19 protein-coding genes are annotated in these 23,627 nt (G+C 71.6%); 9 read left to right on the top strand and 10 right to left on the bottom strand.

Annotated features, from left to right (window positions below):
• Positions 1-654, bottom strand: a complete 654-nt coding sequence (locus ACFWRO_RS30040) for a DUF3105 domain-containing protein (RefSeq protein WP_384515535.1) — start codon at positions 652-654, stop codon at positions 1-3.
• Positions 655-736: 82 nt separating this feature from the next.
• Positions 737-1,084, bottom strand: coding sequence for a hypothetical protein (locus ACFWRO_RS30045; protein WP_384515538.1), 348 nt, complete (start codon positions 1,082-1,084; stop codon positions 737-739).
• Between the two features lie 270 nt (positions 1,085-1,354).
• Here ACFWRO_RS30045 and ACFWRO_RS30050 point away from each other — a divergent pair, with 270 nt between their 5' ends.
• Positions 1,355-2,716, top strand: coding sequence for a glutamine synthetase family protein (locus ACFWRO_RS30050; RefSeq protein ID WP_384515540.1), 1,362 nt, complete (start codon positions 1,355-1,357; stop codon positions 2,714-2,716).
• A gap of 79 nt (positions 2,717-2,795) precedes the next feature.
• Here the strand turns inward: ACFWRO_RS30050 and ACFWRO_RS30055 are convergent, their stop codons facing one another.
• Entirely contained in the window at positions 2,796-3,068 is a 273-nt protein-coding gene (locus tag ACFWRO_RS30055) for an SH3 domain-containing protein (protein WP_384515543.1), read from the bottom strand.
• 305 nt (positions 3,069-3,373) lie between these two features.
• On the opposite strand from ACFWRO_RS30055, the gene ACFWRO_RS30060 reads away from it, so the two are divergent.
• Positions 3,374-3,829: a GNAT family N-acetyltransferase gene (locus ACFWRO_RS30060; RefSeq protein WP_384515545.1), complete on the top strand. Its 456-nt coding sequence runs from the start codon at positions 3,374-3,376 to the stop codon at positions 3,827-3,829.
• A gap of 16 nt (positions 3,830-3,845) precedes the next feature.
• Here the strand turns inward: ACFWRO_RS30060 and ACFWRO_RS30065 are convergent, their stop codons facing one another.
• The 3 genes from ACFWRO_RS30065 to ACFWRO_RS30075 all read right to left on the bottom strand — a co-directional run bounded on the left by ACFWRO_RS30065 (position 3,846) and on the right by ACFWRO_RS30075 (position 7,389).
• On the bottom strand, positions 3,846-4,277 hold the full coding sequence (locus tag ACFWRO_RS30065; RefSeq protein ID WP_384515547.1) for a VOC family protein: 432 nt from the start codon (positions 4,275-4,277) through the stop codon (positions 3,846-3,848).
• An 11-nt stretch (positions 4,278-4,288) separates the two neighbouring features.
• On the bottom strand, positions 4,289-4,801 hold the full coding sequence (locus ACFWRO_RS30070; RefSeq protein ID WP_384515550.1) for a pyridoxamine 5'-phosphate oxidase family protein: 513 nt from the start codon (positions 4,799-4,801) through the stop codon (positions 4,289-4,291).
• A 68-nt stretch (positions 4,802-4,869) separates the two neighbouring features.
• Positions 4,870-7,389: a PIG-L family deacetylase gene (locus ACFWRO_RS30075; protein WP_384515552.1), complete on the bottom strand. Its 2,520-nt coding sequence runs from the start codon at positions 7,387-7,389 to the stop codon at positions 4,870-4,872.
• A 387-nt stretch (positions 7,390-7,776) separates the two neighbouring features.
• Here ACFWRO_RS30075 and ACFWRO_RS30080 point away from each other — a divergent pair, with 387 nt between their 5' ends.
• Positions 7,777-10,767, top strand: a complete 2,991-nt coding sequence (locus ACFWRO_RS30080; RefSeq protein WP_384515555.1) for a bifunctional [glutamine synthetase] adenylyltransferase/[glutamine synthetase]-adenylyl-L-tyrosine phosphorylase — start codon at positions 7,777-7,779, stop codon at positions 10,765-10,767.
• A gap of 24 nt (positions 10,768-10,791) precedes the next feature.
• Here ACFWRO_RS30080 and ACFWRO_RS30085 read toward each other — a convergent pair whose 3' ends face one another.
• Positions 10,792-11,406 (bottom strand): TetR/AcrR family transcriptional regulator, encoded by a 615-nt coding sequence (locus ACFWRO_RS30085; protein WP_384515558.1) that lies wholly within the window; start codon positions 11,404-11,406, stop codon positions 10,792-10,794.
• A 106-nt stretch (positions 11,407-11,512) separates the two neighbouring features.
• Here ACFWRO_RS30085 and ACFWRO_RS30090 point away from each other — a divergent pair, with 106 nt between their 5' ends.
• Both ACFWRO_RS30090 and ACFWRO_RS30095 read left to right on the top strand, forming a co-directional pair.
• The gene (locus ACFWRO_RS30090) at positions 11,513-13,048 is read left to right on the top strand and encodes an APC family permease (protein WP_384515560.1); all 1,536 of its coding nucleotides are present in this window, start codon (positions 11,513-11,515) and stop codon (positions 13,046-13,048) included.
• Positions 12,958-14,526, top strand: coding sequence for an amidohydrolase (locus ACFWRO_RS30095; protein ID WP_384515563.1), 1,569 nt, complete (start codon positions 12,958-12,960; stop codon positions 14,524-14,526). Before ACFWRO_RS30090 ends, ACFWRO_RS30095 begins: the two co-directional genes overlap by 91 nt.
• Positions 14,527-14,536: 10 nt before the next feature.
• Here ACFWRO_RS30095 and ACFWRO_RS30100 read toward each other — a convergent pair whose 3' ends face one another.
• The 3 genes from ACFWRO_RS30100 to ACFWRO_RS30110 form a co-directional block, all read right to left on the bottom strand.
• Positions 14,537-15,439 carry a phosphatase PAP2 family protein gene (locus ACFWRO_RS30100; RefSeq protein WP_384515565.1) on the bottom strand — a complete coding sequence of 301 codons (903 nt, stop codon included), beginning with the start codon at positions 15,437-15,439 and terminating at the stop codon, positions 14,537-14,539.
• A gap of 102 nt (positions 15,440-15,541) precedes the next feature.
• Complete coding sequence (locus ACFWRO_RS30105; protein WP_260226580.1) at positions 15,542-16,570, bottom strand: LacI family DNA-binding transcriptional regulator; 1,029 nt, start codon at positions 16,568-16,570, stop codon at positions 15,542-15,544.
• Between the two features lie 25 nt (positions 16,571-16,595).
• On the bottom strand, positions 16,596-18,275 hold the full coding sequence (locus ACFWRO_RS30110) for an alpha-amylase family glycosyl hydrolase (RefSeq protein ID WP_384515568.1): 1,680 nt from the start codon (positions 18,273-18,275) through the stop codon (positions 16,596-16,598).
• A 344-nt stretch (positions 18,276-18,619) separates the two neighbouring features.
• Here ACFWRO_RS30110 and ACFWRO_RS30115 point away from each other — a divergent pair, with 344 nt between their 5' ends.
• The 4 genes from ACFWRO_RS30115 (at position 18,620) to ACFWRO_RS30130 (ending at position 23,514) form a co-directional block, all read left to right on the top strand.
• Positions 18,620-19,900, top strand: a complete 1,281-nt coding sequence (locus tag ACFWRO_RS30115; protein ID WP_384515571.1) for an extracellular solute-binding protein — start codon at positions 18,620-18,622, stop codon at positions 19,898-19,900.
• 19 nt (positions 19,901-19,919) lie between these two features.
• A complete protein-coding gene (locus ACFWRO_RS30120; RefSeq protein ID WP_384515573.1) occupies positions 19,920-20,933 on the top strand; it encodes a carbohydrate ABC transporter permease in 1,014 nt (337 codons plus the stop codon).
• Positions 20,934-20,968: 35 nt separating this feature from the next.
• Positions 20,969-21,796, top strand: coding sequence for a sugar ABC transporter permease (locus ACFWRO_RS30125; protein ID WP_384515642.1), 828 nt, complete (start codon positions 20,969-20,971; stop codon positions 21,794-21,796).
• A 65-nt stretch (positions 21,797-21,861) separates the two neighbouring features.
• Positions 21,862-23,514 carry a glycoside hydrolase family 13 protein gene (locus ACFWRO_RS30130; protein ID WP_384515576.1) on the top strand — a complete coding sequence of 551 codons (1,653 nt, stop codon included), beginning with the start codon at positions 21,862-21,864 and terminating at the stop codon, positions 23,512-23,514.
• Positions 23,515-23,627 lie beyond the last annotated feature (113 nt).

Genomic DNA, 23,627 nt, shown 5'->3' on the forward strand with positions numbered 1-23,627 from the left:
TCACTGGGTGGCCCCGACACCACCGGTGCAGGCCGCGCCCGGCTCGGGGGTCTGCGGGCCCTGCACGTACTTGGTGAAGAAGGCGTCGATCCGCGGGTCGCTCGCGCTGTCCACGGCCACCTGCTTGCCCCAGGCGCTCAGCATGATCGCGCCGGCCTGATCCTCGACCGGGCTCATCAGCGTGTACGGGGTCTTGCCGACCTTCTCGGCCAGCTTCTTCACCTCGGCCTCGGGGGCCTTCTTGCTGTACGTGACCCAGACCGCGCCGTGCTCCAGCGAGTGCACGGCGTTCATCTCGGCGATCTTCGTCGTGTAGACGTCGCCGTCGCAGTTCTGCCAGACCTGGTCGTGGTCACCGCCGACCGGCGGCTTCATCTCGTAGGCGACCGGGGTGGTCACGTGCTGGCGGCCGAGCTTCTTGGCGTCCCAGGACTTCTCGTCCTTGATGGGAGCCTTGGCGGCGGCCTCCTGCTTCTCCTTCTTCTCGGACTGCTGGTTGAGCACGTAGCCGCCGAAGCCGACGAGGCTCAGGACGACCACGGCGGAGACGCCGATGGTGATGAAGCGGTTGCGGCGCTCGCGGGCCTGCTCGGCGCGGCGCATCTCCTCTATTCGGGCGCGGCGGTCGGCGTTGGCGGAGCGGTTGGCGGCCATGGTGGTCGTCCTTCTGGGATGTGGGGTGGCGTCAGGCGTCGGGCGTGAGCCGTGGGCGGGGCAAGGGGTGGTGGCCCGCCGGCTACGTCCGCAGTACTTGAAGGACGTGCAGGTCCGGCGCGCGCGGCTGCGCGGCCGAGCGGGGTGCCCGAGCGGTGTCGTACGCCGCCACGGGGCCCGGGAGCCGGCCCTCCGCGTGCGGCGGGGGGTCGAGCGGCGGCGCGGTGAGCACCGCCGGGCTGAGCGAGGGGAAGAGGGAGCAGCCGCCACGGTCATAGGGACAGACGTACTCGTCGGCGACGGGTGTGGCGCCGGTGGCCTGGGCGGCGTGGGCGGTGCGCTCGTGGTGCGCGGACTCGCCCTGGTCTCCGCTCCCCAGACAGACGAAGAGCGCGGCGAGGAGCGTCGCCACGGCACTCGCCAGTGCCATGGGACGCGCGCGCCGGGGTCGGCGTACGGACAGAGGTCCCCCCATGGCCGGAGATCGTAGTGGCCGGAGGGCCGGGAGGGGACACTCGGGGGCAACCGCAGAGCGAACAGACACCCGGATCCGGCCTGTCTTCCGTTACCTGAGTCACACGCGAGCGGGCACTATGGGTGTGCAACGTGCGCGAAACCATGTGGTGGGATGCTCAGGTGCCCTCCGATGTGCCCGAGGCGGTGGGAACAGGCGGCCTGACCAGCAAAGATGGGTGTGGAAATGGACAAGCAGCAGGAATTCGTGCTCCGGACGCTCGAAGAGCGCGACATCCGGTTCGTGCGGCTGTGGTTCACCGACGTACTCGGCTTCCTGAAGTCGGTGGCCGTGGCGCCAGCCGAGCTTGAGCAGGCGTTCGACGAGGGCATCGGCTTCGACGGCTCCGCCATCGAGGGCTTCGCCCGCGTATACGAATCCGACATGATCGCGAAGCCGGACCCGGGCACCTTCCAGATCCTGCCCTGGCGCGCGGAGGCCCCGGGTACGGCCCGGATGTTCTGCGACATCCTGATGCCGGACGGCTCGCCGTCCTTCGCGGACCCGCGGTTCGTCCTCAAGCGCATTCTGGCCAAGACCTCGGACCTGGGCTTCACGTTCTACACCCACCCGGAGATCGAGTTCTTCCTCCTGAAGGACAAGCCGCTGGACGGCTCGAAGCCGACCCCGGCCGACAACTCCGGCTACTTCGACCACACCCCGCAGAACGTGGGCATGGACTTCCGCCGCCAGGCCATCACGATGCTGGAGTCGATGGGCATCTCGGTGGAGTTCTCCCACCACGAGGGCGCGCCGGGCCAGCAGGAGATCGACCTCCGCTACGCGGACGCGCTGTCGACGGCGGACAACATCATGACGTTCCGCCTGGTGATGAAGCAGGTGGCGCTGGAGCAGGGCGTGCAGGCCACGTTCATGCCGAAGCCGTTCTCGGAGTACCCGGGCTCGGGCATGCACACCCACCTCTCGCTCTTCGAGGGCGACCGGAACGCGTTCTACGAGTCGGGCTCGGAGTACCAGCTCTCCAAGGTGGGACGTTCCTTCATCGCGGGCCTCCTGAAGCACGCGGCGGAGATCTCGGCCGTCACCAACCAGTGGGTCAACTCCTACAAGCGCATCTGGGGCGGCTCCTCCCGCGCGGCCGGCGCGGGCGGCGAGGCCCCCTCGTACATCTGCTGGGGCCACAACAACCGCTCGGCCCTGATCCGCGTCCCGATGTACAAGCCGGGCAAGACGGGCTCGTCGCGGGTGGAGGTCCGCTCGATCGACTCGGGCGCGAACCCCTACCTCACCTACGCGGTCCTCCTCGCGGCGGGCCTCAAGGGCATCGAGGAGGGCTACGAACTCCCGGCCGGCGCCGACGACGACGTCTGGGCCCTCTCGGACGCGGAACGCCGCGCGATGGGCATCGAACCGCTCCCGCAGAACCTGGGCGAGGCGATCCACCTGATGGAACGCAGCGAACTGGTGGCGGAAACCCTCGGCGAGCACGTCTTCGACTTCTTCCTGCGCAACAAGAAGCAGGAGTGGGAGGAGTACCGCAGCGAGGTCACGGCCTTCGAACTGCGGAAGAACCTGCCGGTGCTGTAGCAGGGACCGGGGTCGGGACCTGGCCAGGGCGCGGACCGGGTCCGGCGGCAGGCGGCCGCCGGACCCCGTCCGTTCGTTGTCAGCCCTGCGGTGCGGCCGGTTCGACGTCCTTGGACAGCGGCACGTTTCCTGTGTTGTCCACGTGCCGGGCGGCGACCCATACGGCCTGGTCGCGCAGCAGGTACCAGATGCTGTTGCCGTCGATGGTCTGGGCGTGGACCTTGCTGCGCAGACCGATCTCGGCACCGTGGCTCAGGTTGCCGACGACGGAGGAGTCCGTGCTCGGATACTTCCGCAGATTGACGCCGATGGTGCTGACGACGGTGCCGAACGGCTGGGGTGGACTGGGCATCAAGACCTCCAGGGGAACGCCGGAGTGGCGGGAGTAGCGGGACGCCGTCCGGTATCCGGACGGGTTGTTCGCACGGTACGACCGATTCCCGCGGGGGAGTCGGAGGCGTGCGGGGCATGCCACGACCGGCCTCCCGGCGTCATTCCGACGGCTCCGTCCCCCGGCCCCGTACCCGTCCGGCCTGAAAACCTGATGTGAGGTGGGTCGGGCGGGTGGTAGTCAGGCGGGATGGACGAGTTGGTGAGTGAGCGGCTGGTGTTGCGGCGGCTCGGTGTCGACGATGCCGCGGGCGGATCGTCGCCCTCGTGCCCGAGTTCCCGGGGCAGTGGGCCGAGGGGTATCCCTCCGACGTGGATGTCGCCGTGGCGCGGCGGTTCCTGGACGCGCGGGACGAGCACGGGGATCCCGGGGTGTTCGGGCCGTACGAGATACGGCGCCGGGAAGATCGGGTGACCGTCGGGGGGATCGGGTTTCACGGAGCGCCCGACGAGGGGCGGTTCGTGACCGTGGGGTACGGGCTCGTGCCCGGTGTGCGGGGGCGGGGGTACGCCACCGAGGCCCTGCGCGCGCTGCTCGACCTGGCCCGCGCGCAGGGGGTCGCCGGGGCCAAGGGCGATGCCGATCTGGGGAACGTCGCGTCGCTGGGGGTCCCCCCAGGGCGAAGCCCTAGGGGGAGGGTCATGGAGGGCGCCGGGATGCGGTACGTGGGTGAGGACGAGCGGGTGCGGTACTACCGGGTGGAGTTCGGTGTGGGGGAGTGAGGTCTCCGGCCGCCCCTCAGCGTTCCGACAGCTCCGACGGGGCCTCCTGGACCACCCAGCCGTTGCCGTCCGGGTCCGTGAAGGTGAGGAACGAGTTCCACGTCTCGCCCTTGCCCTCCTCCCAGCCCGACGCGCCCACGCGGCGGACCGGGGAGACGTCCACGCCCCGGGCCAGCAGCTCCTCGCGGGCCGCCTCGATGTCGGTGACACAGAGCTGGAGGCCCTGCAGGCTGCCCGGGGTCATCGGCTTCGTGCCCGGCATCGGCGGCATGCCGCTCTCCATCGAGATCGAGCAGCGCGAGCCCGGCGGCGTCGCCTGGATGATTCGGATGCCCGGCACGACCTCGGTGTCGAGGTCGATCGTGAAGCCGCACCTCTCGCCGTAGAACTCCTTCGCCCGGTCCAGGTCGGTCACGGGGACGAGGACGACTTCGAGCGTCCAGTTCATGGAAGGTCTCCTCAGAAACGCCAACGGGTCTGACCGAACTGCTCGCCCTTCGCGAAGCCGAAGACCGTGCGTGGCGCGACGGCGAACACCAGGGCGGTCCCACCGTCGCCCACGAACGCCCCGTCACGCACGTCGAATCGCCAATCCGCGCCGTACTTCTCGACGTACGCGTCGGCCAGCCCCCGCAACCGCTCCTCATCCGTCACCCGGACGGCCTCGCCCTCCACCACGAGGTCGAAGCCCTCCTCCAGCGTCGGCGTCCCGGTGGTCAGGACGACCTCGCCGTTCGCCGCCAGATTGCGCGCCTTGCGCTCGTCCGGGCCGGTGCAGAAGTGCAGCGCGTCCGCCGACCAGACCGCGATCAGCGGAGTCACGTGGGGGCGGCCTTCCGGGCGGACCGTGGTCAGCCAGAAGACCTCGGCCTCGGCCAGCCGGGCGGAGACCGCCGCCCACTCGGCGGGGCGGGCCTTCGGGTCGCTGTAGCGGGGGTCAAGGGTCGGATTCGGAGTCGGGTCCGCGGGCATCTTCGGTCCTCTCGGGAGCGGGGCCATACGTGCCTCTACGTACGTATGACCCTGCGCCCCGCCCGAACTCATCGCACCGCGGGCGTCCAGTGCAGCTTGCCGTCCAGGCCCATCGCCGCCACCCCGTCCACGACCCCGCCCGGGGCGCCCGAGAAGAGGAAGTTCTGCAGCGTCCACAGCGGCTGCGCCCCCGTGCCGCCGTTCCCGGACGCACCCGGAGCCGTTGCCAGGAATCCCGTACGGGAGCGGACCGCGAGCATGCCGGTCCCGCCGCCGATCGGGCCGGGGCCCAGGACCCCGCCCGCCAGCTCGACGGCCGGTCCGACGAAGCGGCCGCCCGTGCCCGGGAAGTCGGCCGTGCGGACGTCGCCCGAGGCCGGCTTGCGGAACCAGAGCCGTACGCCGTCGCCCGTCGGCGAGGGGCTCGCGTTCAGGGCCAGCGTCGTCGCCGGCAGGCCCGTCGTACGGGGCCCGCTCAGCGGGGCGCCGGGGCGCGGCTGCGACCAGGTGAGGACGGTCTTCGCCGTGCCCGCGAACACGTGGATCCGGCCCGCCGCGTCCGTCGTCGCCACCGGGTCGCTGTACACGGGCGAGCTGACCCCGGTGCCGTTCAGGGTGCCCCCGCCGCTCGCGGCGCTGCCGGAGGCCGCGCCGCCGTAGGTCAGGGTGTTCTTGGCCGCCGCCGCGTTCGCCGCGCCCGCCGCCCCCTTCGCGGGGGTGCTCGACGCGCCCGCGGCCCCCTTGGCCGGAGCGGCCGTCCTGTCCGCCGCCGCCCGGCCAGGCGTGGCCGCCGCACCCGCCGCCGCCTGGCCAGGCGTGGCCGCGGCGCCCGCCGCCGCCTTCACCGGGGAGGTCGTCCTGCCCGTGGTCGTCTTCGCGGGCGGGGGCGTCTTGCCCGCTGCCGTCGGGGTGCTCGCCGCGAGGCTGCGCCACGCGCCCCAGCTGCCGTTCGGCTGCTGTTCGCGGGTCTGCAGCCGGTGGGCGCTGTCGCGCACGACCACCGTGATCCGGCCCGTCCCGTCGACCGCCGCCGCCGGACCGCTGATGTCCGACATGCCCAGGGCGTCGTTCTGCTCGGGCGTGCCGAGCGAACGCCACGCTCCGAACGCGCCGCCCGGCGCCGACTGCTCGGTCGACACCACCTCACGGCGGTACGTTCCCGCCGTCGCGCCGATCGTCGTGCGCGTGCCGAAGACGGAGATCCGCCCGTCCGGGAGCCGTACCGACGTCACCCCGCTGTCCAGGCCCGCGCCCGCGAGCAGCACCGGTCCCTGCCATTCGGCGGCCGTGCCCGAGGACTTCGTCCACACCGCGAGGCGCCCGTCGAGCACCGAGAACGCGTACAGGCCCCCGTTCGGCCCGCGCTGTACCCAGGAGGTGGAGCTGCCCCGGGCGTACCGGACGGTCTTCGTCCAGCCGGATCCGGCCGGCCGCTGGGCCACCTTGAGGTCACCGCAGCCGACCGGGTCGCCGCAGTCGTTGATCCCGTCCGTCCAGGCGTACGTCTTGAGCGTGCTCAGCTTGATCCCGGCCGACTCGGGGTCGAGGGTGTAGGGCAGCGTGCTCGTCGGGTAGCCGAGGTAGTTCTGCACGCCGAAGTGCGGGCGGCCCGAGTCGGTGGCCCTGGTGGCGTACCGCTCAAGGGCGGCCTGCGCGAACCGGGCGCCGTAGAGGTGGTCCTGGTGGTCGGTGAGCGCCCCGGTCTTCAGGTTCCGGCCCGGCGTCGGGTCCTGCATCCGCACGAACGTCGGCCGGATGCGCTCCAGGATCCCGGTGAGCGCGTCGATCACCTGGTCCTTGCTGTACGTGAAGTCCGTGGTGACCGGGGTGCCGGTGGCGCGCTGGGAGGCGAGGACCTGGACCCGGCCGTTCCACAGGCCGTTCAGGCTGTTCGGCCGGTCGGCGTTGATCGCGCCCGCCTCGCGTATCTGCATCCAGACCAGGCTGACGTGGGGCGCGGCGCGCAGGACGTCCAGCTCGGCGGCGCCGCCGCCGACGGTGGGTATGGAGACGCGGTCCCACGGGCTCGTACGGCTGCCGGTGGCCATCTCGGCGTACGCGGCACGTATGCCGTTCTGCCGGGCCGCCGCGAAGCCGGCCTTGTCCGGGGTGGGCGGGGTGGTGGTGCCACGGCCGTTGACGCCGTCCGCCTCGCCGGCCGTCAGGTACACCGTGGTCAGCGACTTGCCGGAGCGTATGGACTGCACGACGTCCGGGTTCATGAAGTACAGGTCGTCGTCCGGGTGGGCCACGATCTGCGCCACGGCGACGTCGGGGGTGCGGACCGGCGCCACGGCCGTCCGCGCGGCGGGTGCGGCGGACGTGGCCTGCTTGCCGGCCTTCCCCGACCGGCCCTCGGCCCCGGGGCCCGAGGGGTTGCCCGCGCCGGAGCCGGAGCCCGTGCCGAGGCCGGAGCCCGTGCCGCCGTCGGCACGCTCGCCGAGGGCGTCGGCCCCGCCGGCCCCGTCGGCCGTCGGTACGGGTGCCACGGCCTGGCTGTTGGCCGTGTCGGCTCCGAAGACGGAGCCGGAGGTCAGCTGGAGGATTCCCACGAAGGAACCGGTGACGACTGCGGTCGTCGTCAGCACGGAGACAGAACGGAGGCGGCGGCGGCCAGGCATCGAGTTGTGTGCGCTTTCAGACGTGGGGTGACCCGGTAGCGGACTGATGAGTGGTGGAGCGGTCCGTGGTGGAGTTGTGATGAAGCCGTGAGGGAGCGATGTGTGGTGCGACGAACAGTACTTGCGTCTGGAGACGGACTTACAAGCAATACGGTTCATCGGCAGTAAATGGGAAGGAATGTGCGAGGTATCACGTGTGATCTCTTACGAAACAAAGGTCCTACTTGGGTGGATAAAAGGCCGGCTTGGAAGGCCCGCGTGATCCACGCGCCCCAGGGCGACCCGGCCCCGCCCTCCGGATAGGCTCGATCGCGGAGCTCGGAGGAGCCCCGACGGCGTGGAGGGAGCGGCGGAATGGCGGCGGTGCCGGGGCGCAGGAGCAGTACCTTCAGCCGCCTGCTGCGGCACGGCTTCACCGACCCGTCCGGCGCCGAACGGCTGCTCGACCTCCCCGAGCTCGCCGCCCTGCGCGACGACCCCGTCCTGCTCGACGCGCTCGGCGCGACCGCCGACCCCGACCTCGCCCTGCGCGGCCTGGTCCGGCTCGTCGAGGCCCAGCCCGACGAGGAGCGCCAGACGCTCATCGCCACCCTGCTCTCCGCCAAGCCGTTCCGGGACCGGCTGCTCGGCGTCCTCGGCGCCTCGGAGGCGCTCGCCGACCACCTGGCCCGGCACCCCAGGGACTGGCAGGCCCTCGTCACCTACGAGGCCGTCGACCTGAACCCCGGGCTCGCCGAGTTCGAACACGGCCTCGCCGAGGCCACCGACCCGGTCTCCCTGCGGGTCGCCTACCGCCGCTGCCTCCTCGCCATCGCCGCCCGGGACGTCTGCGGCTCCGCCGAGGTCGCCCAGACCGCCGCCGAGCTGGCCGACCTCGCCACCGCGACGCTGCGCGCCGCCCTCGCCATCGCCCGTACCGCCGCCCCCGCCGACGCGGCGCACTGCCGGCTCGCCGTCATCGCGATGGGCAAGTGCGGCGGCCACGAGCTGAACTACGTCTCCGACGTCGACGTGATCTTCGTGGGCGAGGCCGTCGAGGGAGCCGACGAGGGCAAGGCGATGCAGGCCGCGACCCGGCTCGCCTCCCACCTCATGCGGATCTGCTCGGAGACGACCGTCGAGGGCACCATCTGGCCCGTCGACGCCAACCTCCGCCCCGAGGGCCGCAACGGCCCCCTGGTCCGCACCCTCTCCTCCCACCTCGCCTACTACCAGCGCTGGGCCAAGACCTGGGAGTTCCAGGCCCTGCTCAAGGCCCGGGCGGTGGCGGGCGACCCGGAGCTGGGCGCCGAGTACATCGAGGCCGTCTCCCCGCTGGTCTGGCAGGCGGCCGAGCGCGAGAACTTCGTCCCCGACGTGCAGAAGATGCGCCGCCGGGTCGTCGACAACATCCCGGCCGCCCAGGTCGAGCGCGAGCTGAAGCTCGGCCCCGGCGGCCTGCGCGACGTCGAATTCGCCGTCCAGCTCCTGCAGTTGGTCCACGGCAGGGGCGACGCGACGCTGCACAGCGGCAGCACCCTGGACGCCCTGAAGGCGCTCGCCGCCGGCGGCTACGTCGGCCGCGCCGACGCCGCCCAGCTGGACGAGGCGTACCGCTTCCTGCGCGCCATGGAGCACCGCATCCAGCTCTACCGGCTCCGCCGCACCCACCTCGTCCCCGAGGACGAGTCCGACCTGCGCCGCCTCGGCCGCTCCCTCGGCCTGCGCACCGACCCGGTCGTCGAGCTGAACAAGGAGTGGAAGCGGCACGCCTCGGTGGTCCGCCGGCTGCACGAGAAGCTCTTCTACCGGCCGCTGCTCGACGCCGTCGCCCAGCTCACCCCCGGCGAGACCCGGCTCAGCCCGCAGGCCGCGGGGCAGCGGCTCGAAGCGCTCGGGTACGCCGATCCCGCCGCCGCCCTGCGCCACCTGGAGGCGCTCGCCTCCGGCGTCAGCCGCAAGGCCGCGATCCAGCGGACGCTGCTGCCGGTGCTGCTGGGCTGGTTCGCCGACTCCGCCGACCCGGACGCCGGACTGCTCGGCTTCCGCCGGGTCTCCGACGCGCTCGGCAAGACCCCCTGGTACCTGCGGCTGCTGCGGGACGAGGGCGCGGCGGCGGAGAACCTCGCCCGCGTCCTCTCGGCCGGGCGGCTCGCCCCCGACCTGCTGCTGCGCGCCCCGGAGGCGGTCGCGATCCTCGGCGACCCGGAGGGCCTGAAGCCGCGCGGCCGGGACCATCTGGAGCAGGAGGTCCTCGCGGCGGTCGGCCGCGCCGAGGGCGCCGAGCAGGGGGTCGCGGCGGCCCGTGGCGTACGGCGCCGTGAGCTGTTCCGTACCTCGGCGGCCGACCTCATCGGCTCGTACGGTACGGAGGACAGCCCCCGGGAACTCGACCCGGGCGCGCTCGTCGACCGGGTCGGCCGGGCGCTCACCGACCTGAACGCGGCGACGATCTCGGGCGCGCTGCGCGCCGCCGTCCGGGAGGGCTGGGGCGACACCCTGCCGACCCGGTTCGCGGTCATCGGGATGGGCCGCTTCGGCGGCCAGGAGCTCGGCTACGGCTCCGACGCCGACGTCCTGTTCGTGCACGAACCGCGCGAGGGCGTCGACGAGCAGGAGGCGGCCCAGGCGGCGAACCGGGTCGTCTCCGAGATCCGCCGGCTCCTCCAAGTCCCCACCGCCGACCCGCCGTTGCTGATCGACGCGGACCTGCGCCCGGAGGGCAAGAGCGGCCCGATGGTCCGTACGCTGAAGTCGTACGAGGCCTACTACCGCCGCTGGTCCCTGGTCTGGGAGAGCCAGGCGCTGCTGCGGGCCGCGCCGATGGCGGGCGACGCGGAGCTGGCGGGGCGGTTCATCGAGCTGATCGACCCGCTGCGCTATCCGGCCGAGGGCCTCGGCGAGGAGGCGGTCCGCGAGATCCGGCGGCTGAAGGCCCGGATGGAGACCGAGCGGCTCCCGCGCGGCGCCGACCCGACGCTCCACGCCAAGCTCGGCCGGGGCGGTCTGAGCGACGTCGAGTGGACCGTCCAGCTGCTCCAGATGCGGCACGGCTGGGCCGAGCCGGGGCTGCGCACGACCAGGACCCGCGAGGCCCTGGCCGCCGCCCACGCCGCCGGGCTCCTCCCCACGGACGAGGCCCAGATCCTGGACGAGGCCTGGCTGCTCGCGACCCGCGTCCGTAACGCGGTGATGCTGGTACGGGGCCGGCCCGGGGACACCTTCCCCTCGGACGGGCGCGAACTGGCGGCGGTCGGACGGTACTTGGGATACGGCCCCGGCCATGTCGGGGAGATGGTCGACGACTACCGGCGGATCACGCGCCGGGCCCGCGCGGTCGTCGAGGAGCACTTCTACGGAGCGTAGGTGCGCGTCCCGCCTGGTCGGGGGTCAGCTGTCGGTGTGCGCGAGGAGCGCCCGGCAGTGCACCAGGAACGCCTCCAGGGCCAGGTCGAACGCGGCGTCCGCGCGGGCCGGGCCGACCGCCGCGAGGGCCTCGGCCAGGCGCGGGGTCGTGACCTCGTCGGGGAGCTCCCACATGGCGTCCGGGGCCGCGAGGTCGAGCGCGGAGCCCAGGACCAGGTTCTCCAGGGCGACGATCACCGTCATGACGTCGGCGTTGTCGAAACCGACGGCGAGCAGCAGGGTCACCGCCGCCTCGTACTGGGCGAGCACCATCGGCGCCCGCACCGGTGAGGTCATCAGCATCGGGATGGTCCGGGGGTGGGCGGCGAAGGCCGCGCGGTAGGAGCGCGCCCAGGCCGCCATCGCCGCGTCCCACGGTCCCCTCTCCAGCGTGGAGCCGTCGATCGCCTCGCTGACCCGCTCCCGCAGCAGCTCCACGATCCCGTCCCGGCCGTCCACATGGTGGTACACCGACGCCGTCTGCACCCCGAGCCGCTTCGCGATCTGCGGGACGCTGAACTCGCCCCGCTCATCGACGAGTTCGAGCGCCACCGTGGTGATCCGCTCGCGGTCGAGGAGGGGCTTGCGCGGCCGGCCCATGATTGATTTTCCCCCTGGTCAGGTCTTCCCGAATCGTTGAACGCGAGGTTACATTGCGCGAACCGAAAGCCTTTAGGTTTCCTGCCTCGGAAGGGCTTCCCGCTCCATGTCCTCACAGACCACCACCGCTCCCAAGGGGCTGAGAACCGGCACGCTCTCCACCGCCGACGTCTCCTTCTTCGTCGTCTCCGCCGCCGCCCCGCTCACCGTCATGGCCGGCGTCGCCCCCATCGCCGTCGTCCTCGGCGGAGTCGGCGCCCCCGCCGGCTACCTCCTCGCCGGCATCACCCTCGCGGTCTTCGCCGTCGGCTTCACCGCCATGAGCCGGCACGTCCGCAACGGCGGCGCCTTCTACGCGTACATCACCCGAGGCCTCGGCAAGCCCGTCGGCATCGCCGCCGCCCTGCTCGCCATGCTCGGCTACAACGGCATGGAGATCGGCGTCTACGGACTCCTCGGCACCGCCACCGCCGACACCGGCCATGCCCTCTGGGGCGTCGACATCCCCTGGCTCCCCGTCTCCCTCGCCGGGCTGCTGCTCATCTGGTACGGCGGCTTCCGCTCCATCGACTTCGGCGCCAAGCTCCTCGGCGTCCTGCTCGTCGCCGAGACCGGCATACTCGTCCTCCTCGCGGGCGGCGTCCTGCTCGACGGCGGCGCCGACGGGCTCTTCCTGACCTCCTTCGCCCCCGGCAACGTGCTCGTCCCCGGCACCGCCGCCGTCCTGGCCTTCGCCTTCGCCGCCTTCACCGGCTTCGAGTCGACGGTCATCTACCGCCGTGAGGCCCGCGACCCCGAGCGCACGATCCCCCGCGCCACCTACATCGCCGTCGGCTTCCTCGGCCTCTTCTACGCCTTCGTCGTGTGGACCGTCATCCAGGCCTTCGGCCAGGACAAGGTCGTGCAGGCCGCGACCGACGACCCCGGCGGGCTCTTCTTCGCCGCCATCACCACCTACGTGGGCGCCTGGGCCGCCGACCTGATGCACGTCCTGATCGTCACCAGCGTCCTCGCCTCGCTCCTCGCCTTCCACAACGCGATCAACCGCTACGGCCTCGCGCTCGCCGAGGAGGGCGTCCTGCCCGCCGCCTTCGCCCGCGTCCACCCCCGCCACCGCTCCCCGTACGTCTCCGGCATCCTCCAGACCGTCCTCGGCGCGGTCGTCGTCGTCGGCTTCGCGGCCGCCGGAGCCGACCCGTACCAGCAACTGCTGCTCTGGGTGAACACCCCCGGCATGATCGGCCTGATGGTCCTCCAGCTTCTCGCGGCGCTGGCCGTACCGCTCTTCTTCCGCCGGATCAGCCACGACGAGGGCAGGCTGCGCACGGTGGTCGCGCCCGTCGCCGCCTTCGTCCTGCTCGGCGGGGCCATCGGTCTCGTCGTCACCCACGTCGACCTCTTCACCGGCGCGTCCACCACCGTCAACACCGTCCTGATCTCCCTCGTCCCCGCCGTCTTCGCCCTCGGCCTCCTCCTCGCCCACCGGCTCCGCCGCACGCGCCCCGAGGTCTACGCGAAGTTCGCAGCAGAGCCCGAAGAAGGAGCTACTCCGTGCCCGCCCCCGATCTCGTCCTCGTCAACGCCCGCGTCCGCACCCCCGAGCTCTCCGCGCACACCGCTGTCGCCGTCCACGACGGACTGATCACCGCCGTCGGCGACGCCACCGACGCCCGTGACTGGCGCGGACCCGGCACCGAGACCGTCGACCTCGGCGGCGCCACCCTCACCCCCGGACTCACCGACGCCCACAGCCACCCGGTCTGGGGCCTGGAGATGGCCACCGGAACGGACCTCTCCGCCGTCCGCGACCTCGACGGCCTCCGCTCGGCACTGACCGGCGCCGAACGCCGCGAGGGCTGGATCGTCGGCTTCGGCCTCGACCACAACGCCTTCGGCGGCCGGCCGATCCACCGCGAGCTGATCGAGGACGTCCTCGGCGGCGCCCCCGCCTTCCTGCGCCTCTACGACGGACACTCCGCCCTCGCGAGCGAGACGGCCCTGAGGCTCGCCTCCATCGACGGCCCCCGCACCTTCGCCCAGCGCTCCGAGATCGTCTGCGACTCCGACGGACGGCCCACCGGCCACCTGATCGAACACGCGGCGATGGACCTGATGACGCCCGTCCTGCCCGCCCAGCCCTTCATCGAGCGCCGAGACCGCCTGGTCGAGCTGCTCGGCTCCATGGCCGCGACCGGACTGACCGGCGCGCACGTCATGGACATGGGCGGCCACGACGTCCCCGGGCTGCTCACCGCCCTGGAGGCCGACGGCGACCTGCCGCTCCGGCTCCGGCTCGCGCCCTGGTGCATGCCCGGCGCGACGCCTGAGGAGCTGGACGAGCTGGTACGGCTCCAGGAGCGGGCCGGGCGGCTGTGGCGGGTCGGCGGGGTGAAGTTCTTCATGGACGGCACCGTCGAGGGCGGCACCGCCTGGCTGGAGCACGCCGACTGCCACGGCCAGGGCACCGACGCCTTCTGGCCCGACCCGGCCGCCTACTCGGCAGCCGTACGCCACCTCCACGAGGCCGGGGTCGGCACCGCCACGCACGCCATCGGCGACGCGGCGGTCCGGCACGTCCTGGACACGGTGGAAGGGCTCGGTGCCCCGGGCCCCCGGCACCGGATCGAGCACATCGAGACGGTCCCCGACGACCAGCTCGGCCGGTTCGCGGCCCTCGGTGTCGTCGCCTCGATGCAGCCCCCGCACACCGCGTACACCAGGGCCGACCACACCGACGAGTGGTCCAAGCGGCTCGGCGACGTCCGCGCGGACCGCGCCTGGCGCTGCCGGGACCTGCGGGAGGCGGGCGCGCACCTGGCGCTCGGCTCGGACTGGCCCATCGCCCACCACGACGCCCGCCAGGTCCTCGCCACCGCCCAGGCCCCGCGCGGCGCCGCCTCGGCCCGACACGGTCTGACCGGCCTGATGGCCCTGGAGGGCCTCACCATGCACGCGGCCGTCGCGGCGGGGGAGGAGCACCTCGGCGGCCGTATCGCCCCGGGGCTGCGCGCCGACCTGACCGCCTTCACCCTCGACCCGGCGACGGCCCCCGCCGACGAGACGGAACAGGCCCCGATCCGCCTCACGGTCGCGGGCGGCCGCATCACGCACCGGGGCTAGCGAGCAGCCGCTACCGGCTCAGGCGCTCCTTCTCCTGCTCCTCCTCGTCGGCCGTCGCGGGCCGCGAGGAGGGGCCGCCCCGGGCCACCGGGGCAGGGGTCTCCACCAGCTTGGGGAGGCCCTTCGGGAGGGAGCCGTACCAGAAGTAGGAGACGGCGAAGCCGAAGGCGAGGCAGATCATGCCGCCCACCGCGTCCAGCCAGAAGTGGTTGGCGGTGGCCACGATCACGACCAGCGTGGCGGCGGGGTAGAGCAGACCGAGGATCTTGGCCCAGGGCGCCGAGGCCAGGGCGAAGATGGTCAGACCGCACCAGAGCGACCAGCCGATGTGCATCGACGGCATCGCCGCGTACTGGTTCGACATGTGCTTGAGGTTGCCCGAGGCCATCGAGCCCCAGGTGTGGTGGACCAGGACCGTGTCGATGAAGGACTGGCCGTTCATCAGCCGGGGCGGCGCGAGCGGATACAGGTAGTAACCGACCAGGGCCACACCGGTGGTGGCGAACAGGACCGTGCGGGACGCCGCGTAACGGCCCGGCTGCCATCGGTACAGCCACACCAGCACACCGATCGTCACGACGAAGTGGAGCGTGGCGTAGTAGTAGTTCATCGAGACGATCAGCCATGTCACCGAGTTCACGGCGTGGTTGACGGTCTGCTCGAAGGCGAGTCCGAGGGATGCCTCGACGTCCCAGATCCAGTCGGCGTTCTTCAGCGCCTGGGCCTTCTGCTCCGGTACCGCGTTGCGGATGAGCGAGTACGTCCAGTAGCTGACGCCGATGAGCAGGATCTCGAACCAGATCCTGGGTCGTCGTGGCATGCGGAGCCGGGCCCGCACTCCGTCACCGTCCAGCATGGGTGACGGGCTGGCCGCCGTCCGGCCTTCCAAACTCTTCACGGTCGCTTCACCCATAGGAGGAGAGTCTGCCAGATCCATTCCCCCCGTCCGATCATCCCTCCGACGGGTTCGGGGCGCACATGCTCCGTCTTGAGACGGAGGCATTCACGGGGACCTTCAGGGATTTCCCTGACTGGGGGCGGAAGCGGTTGAACCGCGAACGACCAGCTCAGGCATGAAGACGAACTCGCTGTGCGGCGCCGGGGTGCCCCCGACCTCTTCGAGCAGCGCGCGGACCGCCGCCTGCCCCATCGCCTGCACGGGCTGGCGGATCGTGGTCAGCGGCGGGTCGGTGAACGCTATGAGCGGGGAGTCGTCGAAACCCACCACGGAGACGTCCCGGGGGACCTGCAGCCCCTGCTGCCGGGCCGCCCTGATGGCGCCGAGCGCCATCATGTCGCTCGCGCAGACGACGGCCGTGCAGCCGGCCGAGATCAGCGCGCCCGCCGCTGCCTGCCCGCCCTCGAGCGTGTACAGAGAGTGCTGGATCAGCTCCTCGGACTCCTCCGGGGAGAGCCCGAGCCGCTCCTTCATCCCGCGCTGGAACCCCTCGATCTTGCGGAGCACCGGCACGAACCGCTTCGGGCCCACCGCGAGCCCGATCCGGGTGTGCCCGAGCGCGGCGAGATGGGTCACCGCAAGCTGCATCGCGGCCCGGTCGTCGGGCGAGACGAAGGGGGCCTGCACCTTGGGCGAGAAACCGTTGATCAGGACGTACGGGACGCCCTTGCCGCGCAGCTGGTCGTAGCGCGTCATGTCGGCGGTGGTGTCGGCGTGCAGCCCGGAGACGAAGATGATCCCGGAGACGCCCCGCTCGACGAGCATGTCCGTCAGCTCGTCCTCGGTGGACCCGCCGGGGGTCTGCGTGGCGAGCACCGGGGTGTAGCCCTGGCGGGTCAGGGCCTGCCCGATGACCTGCGCGAGCGCGGGAAAGATCGGGTTGTCCAGTTCGGGGGTTATCAGTCCGACGAGCCCGGCGCTGCGCTGGCGCAGCCGTACCGGACGCTCGTATCCGAGGACGTCGAGTGCGGCAAGCACGGATTCACGGGTGGCCGAGGCCACGCCGGGCTTGCCGTTGAGCACGCGGCTGACTGTGGCTTCACTGACCCCCGCCTGGGCTGCGATGTCGGCAAGCCGCGCGGTCATGGGATTGGACTGTACCGGTCGCACGTCAGATTGCCCACCAAACGCAGGAGTCGGCGGGAACCCGGACGTTGTGCGCATGCGCGGCGCGGGCGGTGAACTCCGGGGCGGGGGAGGGGAGTACGGGAACAGCCGTCCCGTCCCCCGTGACCGGGGCGCTGCTCAGCAGGGGAGAGGCCGTGAGCGGCAGGGGCACCTCCCGCGCCGTCGTGTTGAGGGTGACCAGGACCGAGCCGCCCTCCGAACGGCGCCGGAATGCGAGCACCCCCTCGGGCAGCCCGTCCAGCCACTCCACCGCGTCCCCCGCGCCCAGGGCGGGGTGCTCGCGGCGGAGCCGCAGCGCCCAGCGGTACAGCTCCAGGACCGAGCCGGGGTCGGCGGCCTGGGCGGCGACGCTCAGGCCCGACCACTCCGCGGGCTGCGGGAGCCAGGAGCCGCCGGGACCGAAGCCGTACGACGGTCCCTCCGGCGTCCACGGCAGCGGGACCCGGCAGCCGTCGCGCAGCCCGTCCTGCCCGTCGCCGCGCAGGAACGCCGGGTCCTGCCGCATCTCGTCCGGCAGGTCCACGACCTCGGGCAGGCCCAGCTCCTCGCCCTGGTAGACGTAGGCGGAACCGGGCAGCGCCAGCATCAGCAGCGCCGCCGCCCGGCCGCGCGCCGGGCTGCCGTACCGCGTGGGGTGCCGGACGACGTCGTGGTTGGAGAGCACCCAGGTCGTCGGGGCGCCCACCGAGGCCGTGGCGCGCAGCGACTCGTCGACGACCGAGCGCAGCGCCGCCGCGTCCCACGGGCAGTTCAGGAACTGGAAGTTGAAGGCCTGGTGCAGCTCGTCGGGGCGTACGTACAGGGCGAGCCGCTCCGGCGTCGGCGCCCACGCCTCCGCGACCCCGATGCGGTCGGGGCCGTACGACTCCAGGAGTCGGCGCCAGCCGCGGTGGATCTCGTGCACCCCGTCCTGGTCGAAGAAGGGCAGCCGCTGGGTGCCGATCAGCTTCGCCTGCTGCCCGTGCCCGATGTCCGGCAGGCCCTCCGCCTTGACCATGCCGTGGGCGACGTCGATCCGGAAGCCGTCCACCCCCAGGTCCAGCCAGAACCGGAGCACCGAGTCGAACTCCGCCCGTACCTCCGCGTTCTTCCAGTCCAGGTCCGGCTGCTCGGGCGCGAAGAGGTGGAGGTACCAGGTGCCGTCCTCGACCCGGGTCCAGGCGGGGCCACCGAAGACCGACTCCCAGTCGTTGGGGGGCTGGGCGCCGCCCGGGCCACGGCCCGGCCGGAAGACGTACCGGTCCCGGCCCACCCCGGCGAGCGCCTGCAGGAACCAGGGGTGCCGGTCGGAGGTGTGGTTGGGGACGATGTCCACGATGACCTTCAGGCCGAGCCCGTGCGCCGCGCGCACCAGGTCGTCGGCGTCCGCCAGGTCCCCGAAGACCGGGTCGACCGCGCGGTAGTCCGCCACGTCGTAGCCGCCGTCGGCCTGCGGGGAGGCGTAGAACGGCGTCAGCCAGACCGCGTCCGCGCCCAGCCCCGCGATGTGCGGCAGCCGCTCCCGTACGCCGCGCAGGTCCCCGACCCCGTCGCCGTCGCTGTCCGCGAAGGAGCGGACGTACACCTGGTAGATGACGGCGTCCCGCCACCAGCCGGGGCGGGAGGGGCCCCCGCAAGAACTTGCGGAGTCCGACATCGACGGTGAGGTGAGCTCGTGGGCCATGTGCGGTGTCCCTCTCGCTTGTTACGGGGGCTGGGCTTCGTACTGACAACGAGGTCGGAGCGGCCGTGAAACGGTCCTGCAAGAGATGATGCAAAGACTTGCAGTGCCCGTGAGCGGCCGCAAGAGGGCCTGGAGAGGGACGGAGCCCGCTGTCAAGCGACTCGTCGGCAACCTTCAGGACACGTCGATGTAACGATCGCCGGTCCTTGCAGAAAGTTCTCGCAAGCTCTTTCGGCGCGTTTTCATCCCTGTTACGTTCCTGGCAACCCGGAGCGCCGCGAGGGAGCGGTCGCATGAGGCAGGTTCCAGCCCCTCGTCACCCCGGGATCTTTGAAGGAGTTCACATGCGGCGTGGCATAGCGGCCACCGCGCTGGTCGCTGCCCTGGGCGTGACCCTGGCGGCGTGCGGAAGTGACGACGGTTCGGCGAACGGCGGCGGCTCGAAGGGCTCCGGCGAGCTCTCCGGCACCGTCACCTGGTGGGACACCTCCACGGTCGGCTCCGAGGACAAGGTCTTCAAGAAGATCGCCGAGGACTTCACCAAGAAGCACCCGAAGGTCACCGTCAAGTACGTGAACGTGCCGTTCGGCGAGGCGCAGAACAAGTTCAAGAACGCCGCGCAGTCCGGCTCCGGCGCCCCGGACGTCATCCGCTCCGAGGTCGCCTGGACCCCGGACTTCGCCAGCCTCGGCTACCTCCAGCCGCTCGACGGCACCCCGGCCCTGAAGGACGAGGGCGACTTCCTCAAGCAGGCCGCCGCCTCGACCAAGTTCGACGGCAAGACCTACGCCGTGCCGCAGGTCATCGACTCCATGGGCATCTTCTACAACAAGAAGATCCTCAAGGACGCCGGCGTCGAGGTCCCCAAGACCATCGCCGAACTGAAGACCGCCTCCGCCACCATCAAGCAGAAGACCGGCAAGACCGGCATGTACCTGCGCGGTGACGACCCGTACTGGTTCCTCTCCTTCCTGTACGGCGAGGGCGGCGACCTGGTCAACGCCGAGACCAAGACCGTCACCGTCGACGACGCCAACGGCGTCAAGGCGCTCGCGACCGTGAAGGACCTGGTCGACTCCAAGGCCGCGATCACCGACGCGACCAACGGCTGGGACAACATGCAGGCCGCCTTCAAGGACGGCAAGGTCGCGATGATCATCAACGGCCCGTGGGCCGTCACCGACACCTTCGCGGGCAAGGAGTTCGCCGACAAGGCGAACCTGGGCATCGCCCCGGTCCCGGCCGGCTCGGCCGCCCAGGGCGCCCCGCAGGGCGGCCACAACCTGGCGATCTACGCGGGCTCCAAGAACCTGGACGCCTCCTACGCCTTCACCGAGTACATGACCTCGGTCGAGACCCAGACGCAGATCGCCAAGGAGCTCAGCCTGCTCCCCACCCGCGAGTCCGTCTACGTCAAGCCCGACGTCGCGAGCAACCAGATGATCGGCTTCTTCAAGCCGGTCGTCGACAAGGCCGTCGAGCGCCCCTGGATCCCCGAGGGCGGCAGCCTCTTCGAGCCGGTCAAGGTCGAGTACGCCAAGGTCCTCACCGGCCAGACCACCCCGGACGCCGGAGCCAAGGCCATCGGCGAGTCCTACCGCAAGCTCCTGAAGGACTGGAAGTAGAAGGAAGGCAGGCCGGCTGATGGCTGTGGACACCAGCAGCCAGTCGGTGGCGAAGGCCGCGGGCGACAACGTCGCCCGCGGCCGGCGCCGCGGTACTGGTACGTCCCGGGGCCCGCTGAGGCGCTCCCTCTCCACCCACTGGTACGCCTGGGCGATGATCGCCCCGGTGGTCGTCGTGATCGGCGTGATCATCGGCTACCCGCTGGTGCGCGGCATCTACCTGTCGCTGACCGACGCCAACGAGCGGAACGTCGCGCGCTCCATCGGCGTCAACGAGATCCCCGCGACGTACGAGTTCGTCGGCCTGGACAACTACGTCGACGCGCTCAGCGGCGACCAGTTCCTCTCCACCCTCGGGTGGACGCTGGTGTGGACCGTCGCCTGTGTCTCGGTCACCTTCGGCCTGGGCCTGGTCCTCGCCAACATGCTCAACCGGAAGATCGCGGGCCGCTCGCTCTACCGGCTGCTGCTGATCCTGCCGTGGGCCGTGCCCGGCTTCGTCTCGGTCTTCGCCTGGCGCTTCCTCTACGACGAGCGCCGCGGTCTGCTCAACCAGATCCTCGCCGGCGGCGGCCTCGACGCGCTGCCCTGGCTCAACGACCCCACCTGGGCCAAGTTCTCGGTCATCGCCGTCAACGTCTGGCTCGGCGTCCCGTTCATGATGGTCGCCCTCCTCGGCGGGCTGCAGTCCATCCCCGGTGAGCTGTACGAGGCCGCCGAGATGGACGGCGCGAGCGCCTGGCAGCGCTTCCGGCACATCACGATGCCCGGACTGCGGTCCGTGTCCACCACCGTGATCCTGCTGAGCACCATCTGGACCTTCAACATGTTCCCGGTGATCTTCCTGCTCACCCGGGGCGGTCCCGGCGAGGCCACCCAGATCCTGGTCACCCAGGCGTACAAGTTCTCCTTCGAGATCAGCCCCCGCGACTTCGCCCAGTCGTCCACCTGGGGCGTCCTGATCCTCGTCCTCCTGATGGTCTTCGCCGCGGTCTACCGGCGCGTCCTCCGCAAGCAGGGAGAAGTCTGGTGACCACCACGACCCCTCAGACCGTGACCAACACCCCGATGCGCGACCGCCGTTCGCCGCTCGCCTCGGTCGGGCTGCACGCCACCCTGATCGCGGCCTCCGTGATCGCCGTCTTCCCGGTGCTCTGGGTCTTCCTGACCTCGATCAAGCCGGCCAAGTACGCGAGCACGTCGGACTTCGTCAAGGAGACGACGTTCGAGAACTACACGAACCTGCTGAACGACACCCCGTTCCTCACCTGGTTCGGCAACTCGCTGCTCGTCGCCGGTCTCACCACGGTCCTCGGCGTCTTCATCGCCTCCACCACCGGCTACGCCGTCAGCCGCTTCCGGTTCCCCGGCAAGCGCGGGCTGATGTGGACGCTGCTGATCACCCAGATGTTCCCGGTCGCCGTCCTCATCGTGCCGATCTACAACATCATGTCGTCGATGGGCCTGCTCAACGAGCCCGCCGGCCTGGTCATCACGTACCTCACCATCGCCGTGCCGTTCTGCGCGTGGATGATGAAGGGCTTCTTCGACACCATCCCGCGCGAGATCGACGAGTCGGGCCAGGTCGACGGCCTCACCCCGTTCGGCACCTTCTGGCGGCTGATCCTGCCGCTCGCCAAGCCCGGCATCGCGGTGACGGCGTTCTACTCCTTCATCACCGCCTGGGGCGAGGTCGCCTACGCCTCCGCCTTCATGGTCGGCGACGAGAACCTCACCCTGGCCGGCGGACTGCAGAAGTTCGTCAACCAGTACGGCGCCCAGTGGGGGCCGATGTCCGCGGCCTCGGTCCTCATCGCCCTCCCGGCCGCGCTGGTGTTCCTCTTCGTCCAGCGGCACCTGGTGACCGGCATGTCCGCAGGCGCGGTCAAGGGCTAGCCGCTACGGGCCCCGGCGGCCCGTTCCCGTACTCCTCCGCCATCTCCTTACCGATCAAGGAAGACATGACCCAGCATCTCGCTGCCCCCGCCGCCGCCCCGACCACCGGCACGCACACGGGCTGGTGGAGAGACGCGGTGATCTACCAGGTCTACCCACGTAGCTTCGCCGACGGAAACGGCGACGGCATGGGCGACCTGGAGGGCATCCGCAGCCGGCTGCCGTACCTGAAGGACCTCGGCGTCGACGCCGTCTGGCTCAGCCCCTTCTACGCCTCCCCGCAGGCCGACGCCGGCTACGACGTCGCCGACTACCGGGCCATCGACCCGATGTTCGGCAACCTGCTCGACGCCGACGCGCTCATCCGCGAGGCACACGATCTCGGCCTGCGGATCATCGTCGACCTGGTGCCCAACCACTCCTCCGACCAGCACGAGTGGTTCCAGCGCGCCCTGCGCGAGGGCCCCGGCTCCCCGCTGCGCGAGCGCTACCACTTCCGCCCGGGCAAGGGCGAGAACGGCGAACTGCCGCCCAACGACTGGGAGTCCATCTTCGGCGGCCCGGCGTGGACACGGGTGGAAGACGGTGATTGGTACCTCCACCTCTTCGCGTCCGAGCAGCCCGACTTCAACTGGGAACACCCCGCCGTACGCGACGAGTTCCGCTCGATCCTGCGCTTCTGGCTCGACATGGGCGTCGACGGCTTCCGCGTCGACGTCGCCCACGGCCTGGTCAAGGCCGAGGGGCTGCCCGACATCGGCGCCCACGATCAGCTCAAGCTGCTCGGCAACGACGTCATGCCCTTCTTCGACCAGGACGGCGTCCACGAGATCTACCGCTCCTGGCGCCAGGTGCTGAGCGAGTACGACGGGGAGCGCGTCCTCGTCGCCGAGGCGTGGACCCCGACCGTCGAGCGCACCGCGCACTACGTGCGCCCCGACGAGATGCACCAGGCCTTCAACTTCCAGTACCTGGGCACCCATTGGGACGCCGAGGAGCTGCGCCGGGTGATCGACGCCTCGCTCGCCGCGATGCGCCCGGTCGGCGCGCCCACCACCTGGGTGCTCTCCAACCACGACGTCACCCGGCACGCGACCCGCTTCGCCAACCCGCCCGGCCTCGGCACCCAGCTGCGTGAGCCCGGCGACCGCGCGCTCGGTCTGCGCCGGGCCCGGGCGGCGACGCTGCTGATGCTGGCGCTGCCCGGCTCCGCGTACGTCTACCAGGGCGAGGAGCTCGGCCTGCCGGACGTCACCGACCTGCCCGACGAGGTCCGTCAGGACCCGTCGTTCTTCCGGGCCACCGGCCAGGACGGCTTCCGCGACGGCTGCCGGGTGCCGATCCCGTGGACCGTCGAGGGTTCGTCGTACGGCTTCGGCGGCGGGGGCAGCTGGCTGCCGCAGCCGGCGACCTGGGGCGGACTGAGCGTCGAGGCGCAGGCGGGCGACCCGGGTTCCACCCTGGAGCTGTACCGCAGCGCGCTCGCGGTGCGCCGCGAGCGACCCGAACTCGGTGCGGGCGAAGGCGTCGAGTGGCTGGAGGCACCCGAGGGTGTGCTCTCCTTCCGCCGCGACGGCTTCGTCTGCACCGCCAACACCACCGGCCGGGCCATCTCCGTCCCGCTGCCCGGCCGGTTCCTCCTCTCCAACGAGACCGTCTCCCATGGGGAGGGTGTAGTGGAGCTGCCCGCCGACACCACCGTCTGGTGGGCGGTGTGACCGTTCCCCTGCCGCGGGGGGGCGGGGCCGGCGCCCCCCCGGGCGCGGGCCACGCGGGCCCCGCGGGGGGGCGCGGGGGCCCCGGGGGCCGCGGGCGCCAACGCCAGGCGGGG

The organism is Streptomyces sp. NPDC058579 (genome assembly GCF_042718575.1).
GTDB lineage: Bacteria > Actinomycetota > Actinomycetes > Streptomycetales > Streptomycetaceae > Streptomyces.

What these genes read in the sequence shown, in the direction of transcription:
- ACFWRO_RS30040 (WP_384515535.1), bottom strand. Translation starts at nt 654, where the DNA reads ATGGCCGCCAACCGCTCCGCCAACGCCGACCGCCGCGCCCGAATAGAG.
- ACFWRO_RS30050 (WP_384515540.1), top strand. Translation starts at nt 1,355, where the DNA reads ATGGACAAGCAGCAGGAATTCGTGCTCCGGACGCTCGAAGAGCGCGAC.
- ACFWRO_RS30085 (WP_384515558.1), bottom strand. Translation starts at nt 11,406, where the DNA reads ATGGGCCGGCCGCGCAAGCCCCTCCTCGACCGCGAGCGGATCACCACG.
- ACFWRO_RS30110 (WP_384515568.1), bottom strand. Translation starts at nt 18,275, where the DNA reads ATGGCCCACGAGCTCACCTCACCGTCGATGTCGGACTCCGCAAGTTCT.
- ACFWRO_RS30090 (WP_384515560.1), top strand. Translation starts at nt 11,513, where the DNA reads ATGTCCTCACAGACCACCACCGCTCCCAAGGGGCTGAGAACCGGCACG.
- ACFWRO_RS30120 (WP_384515573.1), top strand. Translation starts at nt 19,920, where the DNA reads ATGGCTGTGGACACCAGCAGCCAGTCGGTGGCGAAGGCCGCGGGCGAC.
- ACFWRO_RS30115 (WP_384515571.1), top strand. Translation starts at nt 18,620, where the DNA reads ATGCGGCGTGGCATAGCGGCCACCGCGCTGGTCGCTGCCCTGGGCGTG.
- ACFWRO_RS30065 (WP_384515547.1), bottom strand. Translation starts at nt 4,277, where the DNA reads ATGAACTGGACGCTCGAAGTCGTCCTCGTCCCCGTGACCGACCTGGAC.
- ACFWRO_RS30045 (WP_384515538.1), bottom strand. Translation starts at nt 1,084, where the DNA reads ATGGCACTGGCGAGTGCCGTGGCGACGCTCCTCGCCGCGCTCTTCGTC.
- ACFWRO_RS30100 (WP_384515565.1), bottom strand. Translation starts at nt 15,439, where the DNA reads ATGGGTGAAGCGACCGTGAAGAGTTTGGAAGGCCGGACGGCGGCCAGC.
- ACFWRO_RS30080 (WP_384515555.1), top strand. Translation starts at nt 7,777, where the DNA reads ATGGCGGCGGTGCCGGGGCGCAGGAGCAGTACCTTCAGCCGCCTGCTG.
- ACFWRO_RS30105 (WP_260226580.1), bottom strand. Translation starts at nt 16,570, where the DNA reads ATGACCGCGCGGCTTGCCGACATCGCAGCCCAGGCGGGGGTCAGTGAA.
- ACFWRO_RS30125 (WP_384515642.1), top strand. Translation starts at nt 20,969, where the DNA reads ATGCGCGACCGCCGTTCGCCGCTCGCCTCGGTCGGGCTGCACGCCACC.
- ACFWRO_RS30130 (WP_384515576.1), top strand. Translation starts at nt 21,862, where the DNA reads ATGACCCAGCATCTCGCTGCCCCCGCCGCCGCCCCGACCACCGGCACG.
- ACFWRO_RS30070 (WP_384515550.1), bottom strand. Translation starts at nt 4,801, where the DNA reads ATGCCCGCGGACCCGACTCCGAATCCGACCCTTGACCCCCGCTACAGC.
- ACFWRO_RS30055 (WP_384515543.1), bottom strand. Translation starts at nt 3,068, where the DNA reads ATGCCCAGTCCACCCCAGCCGTTCGGCACCGTCGTCAGCACCATCGGC.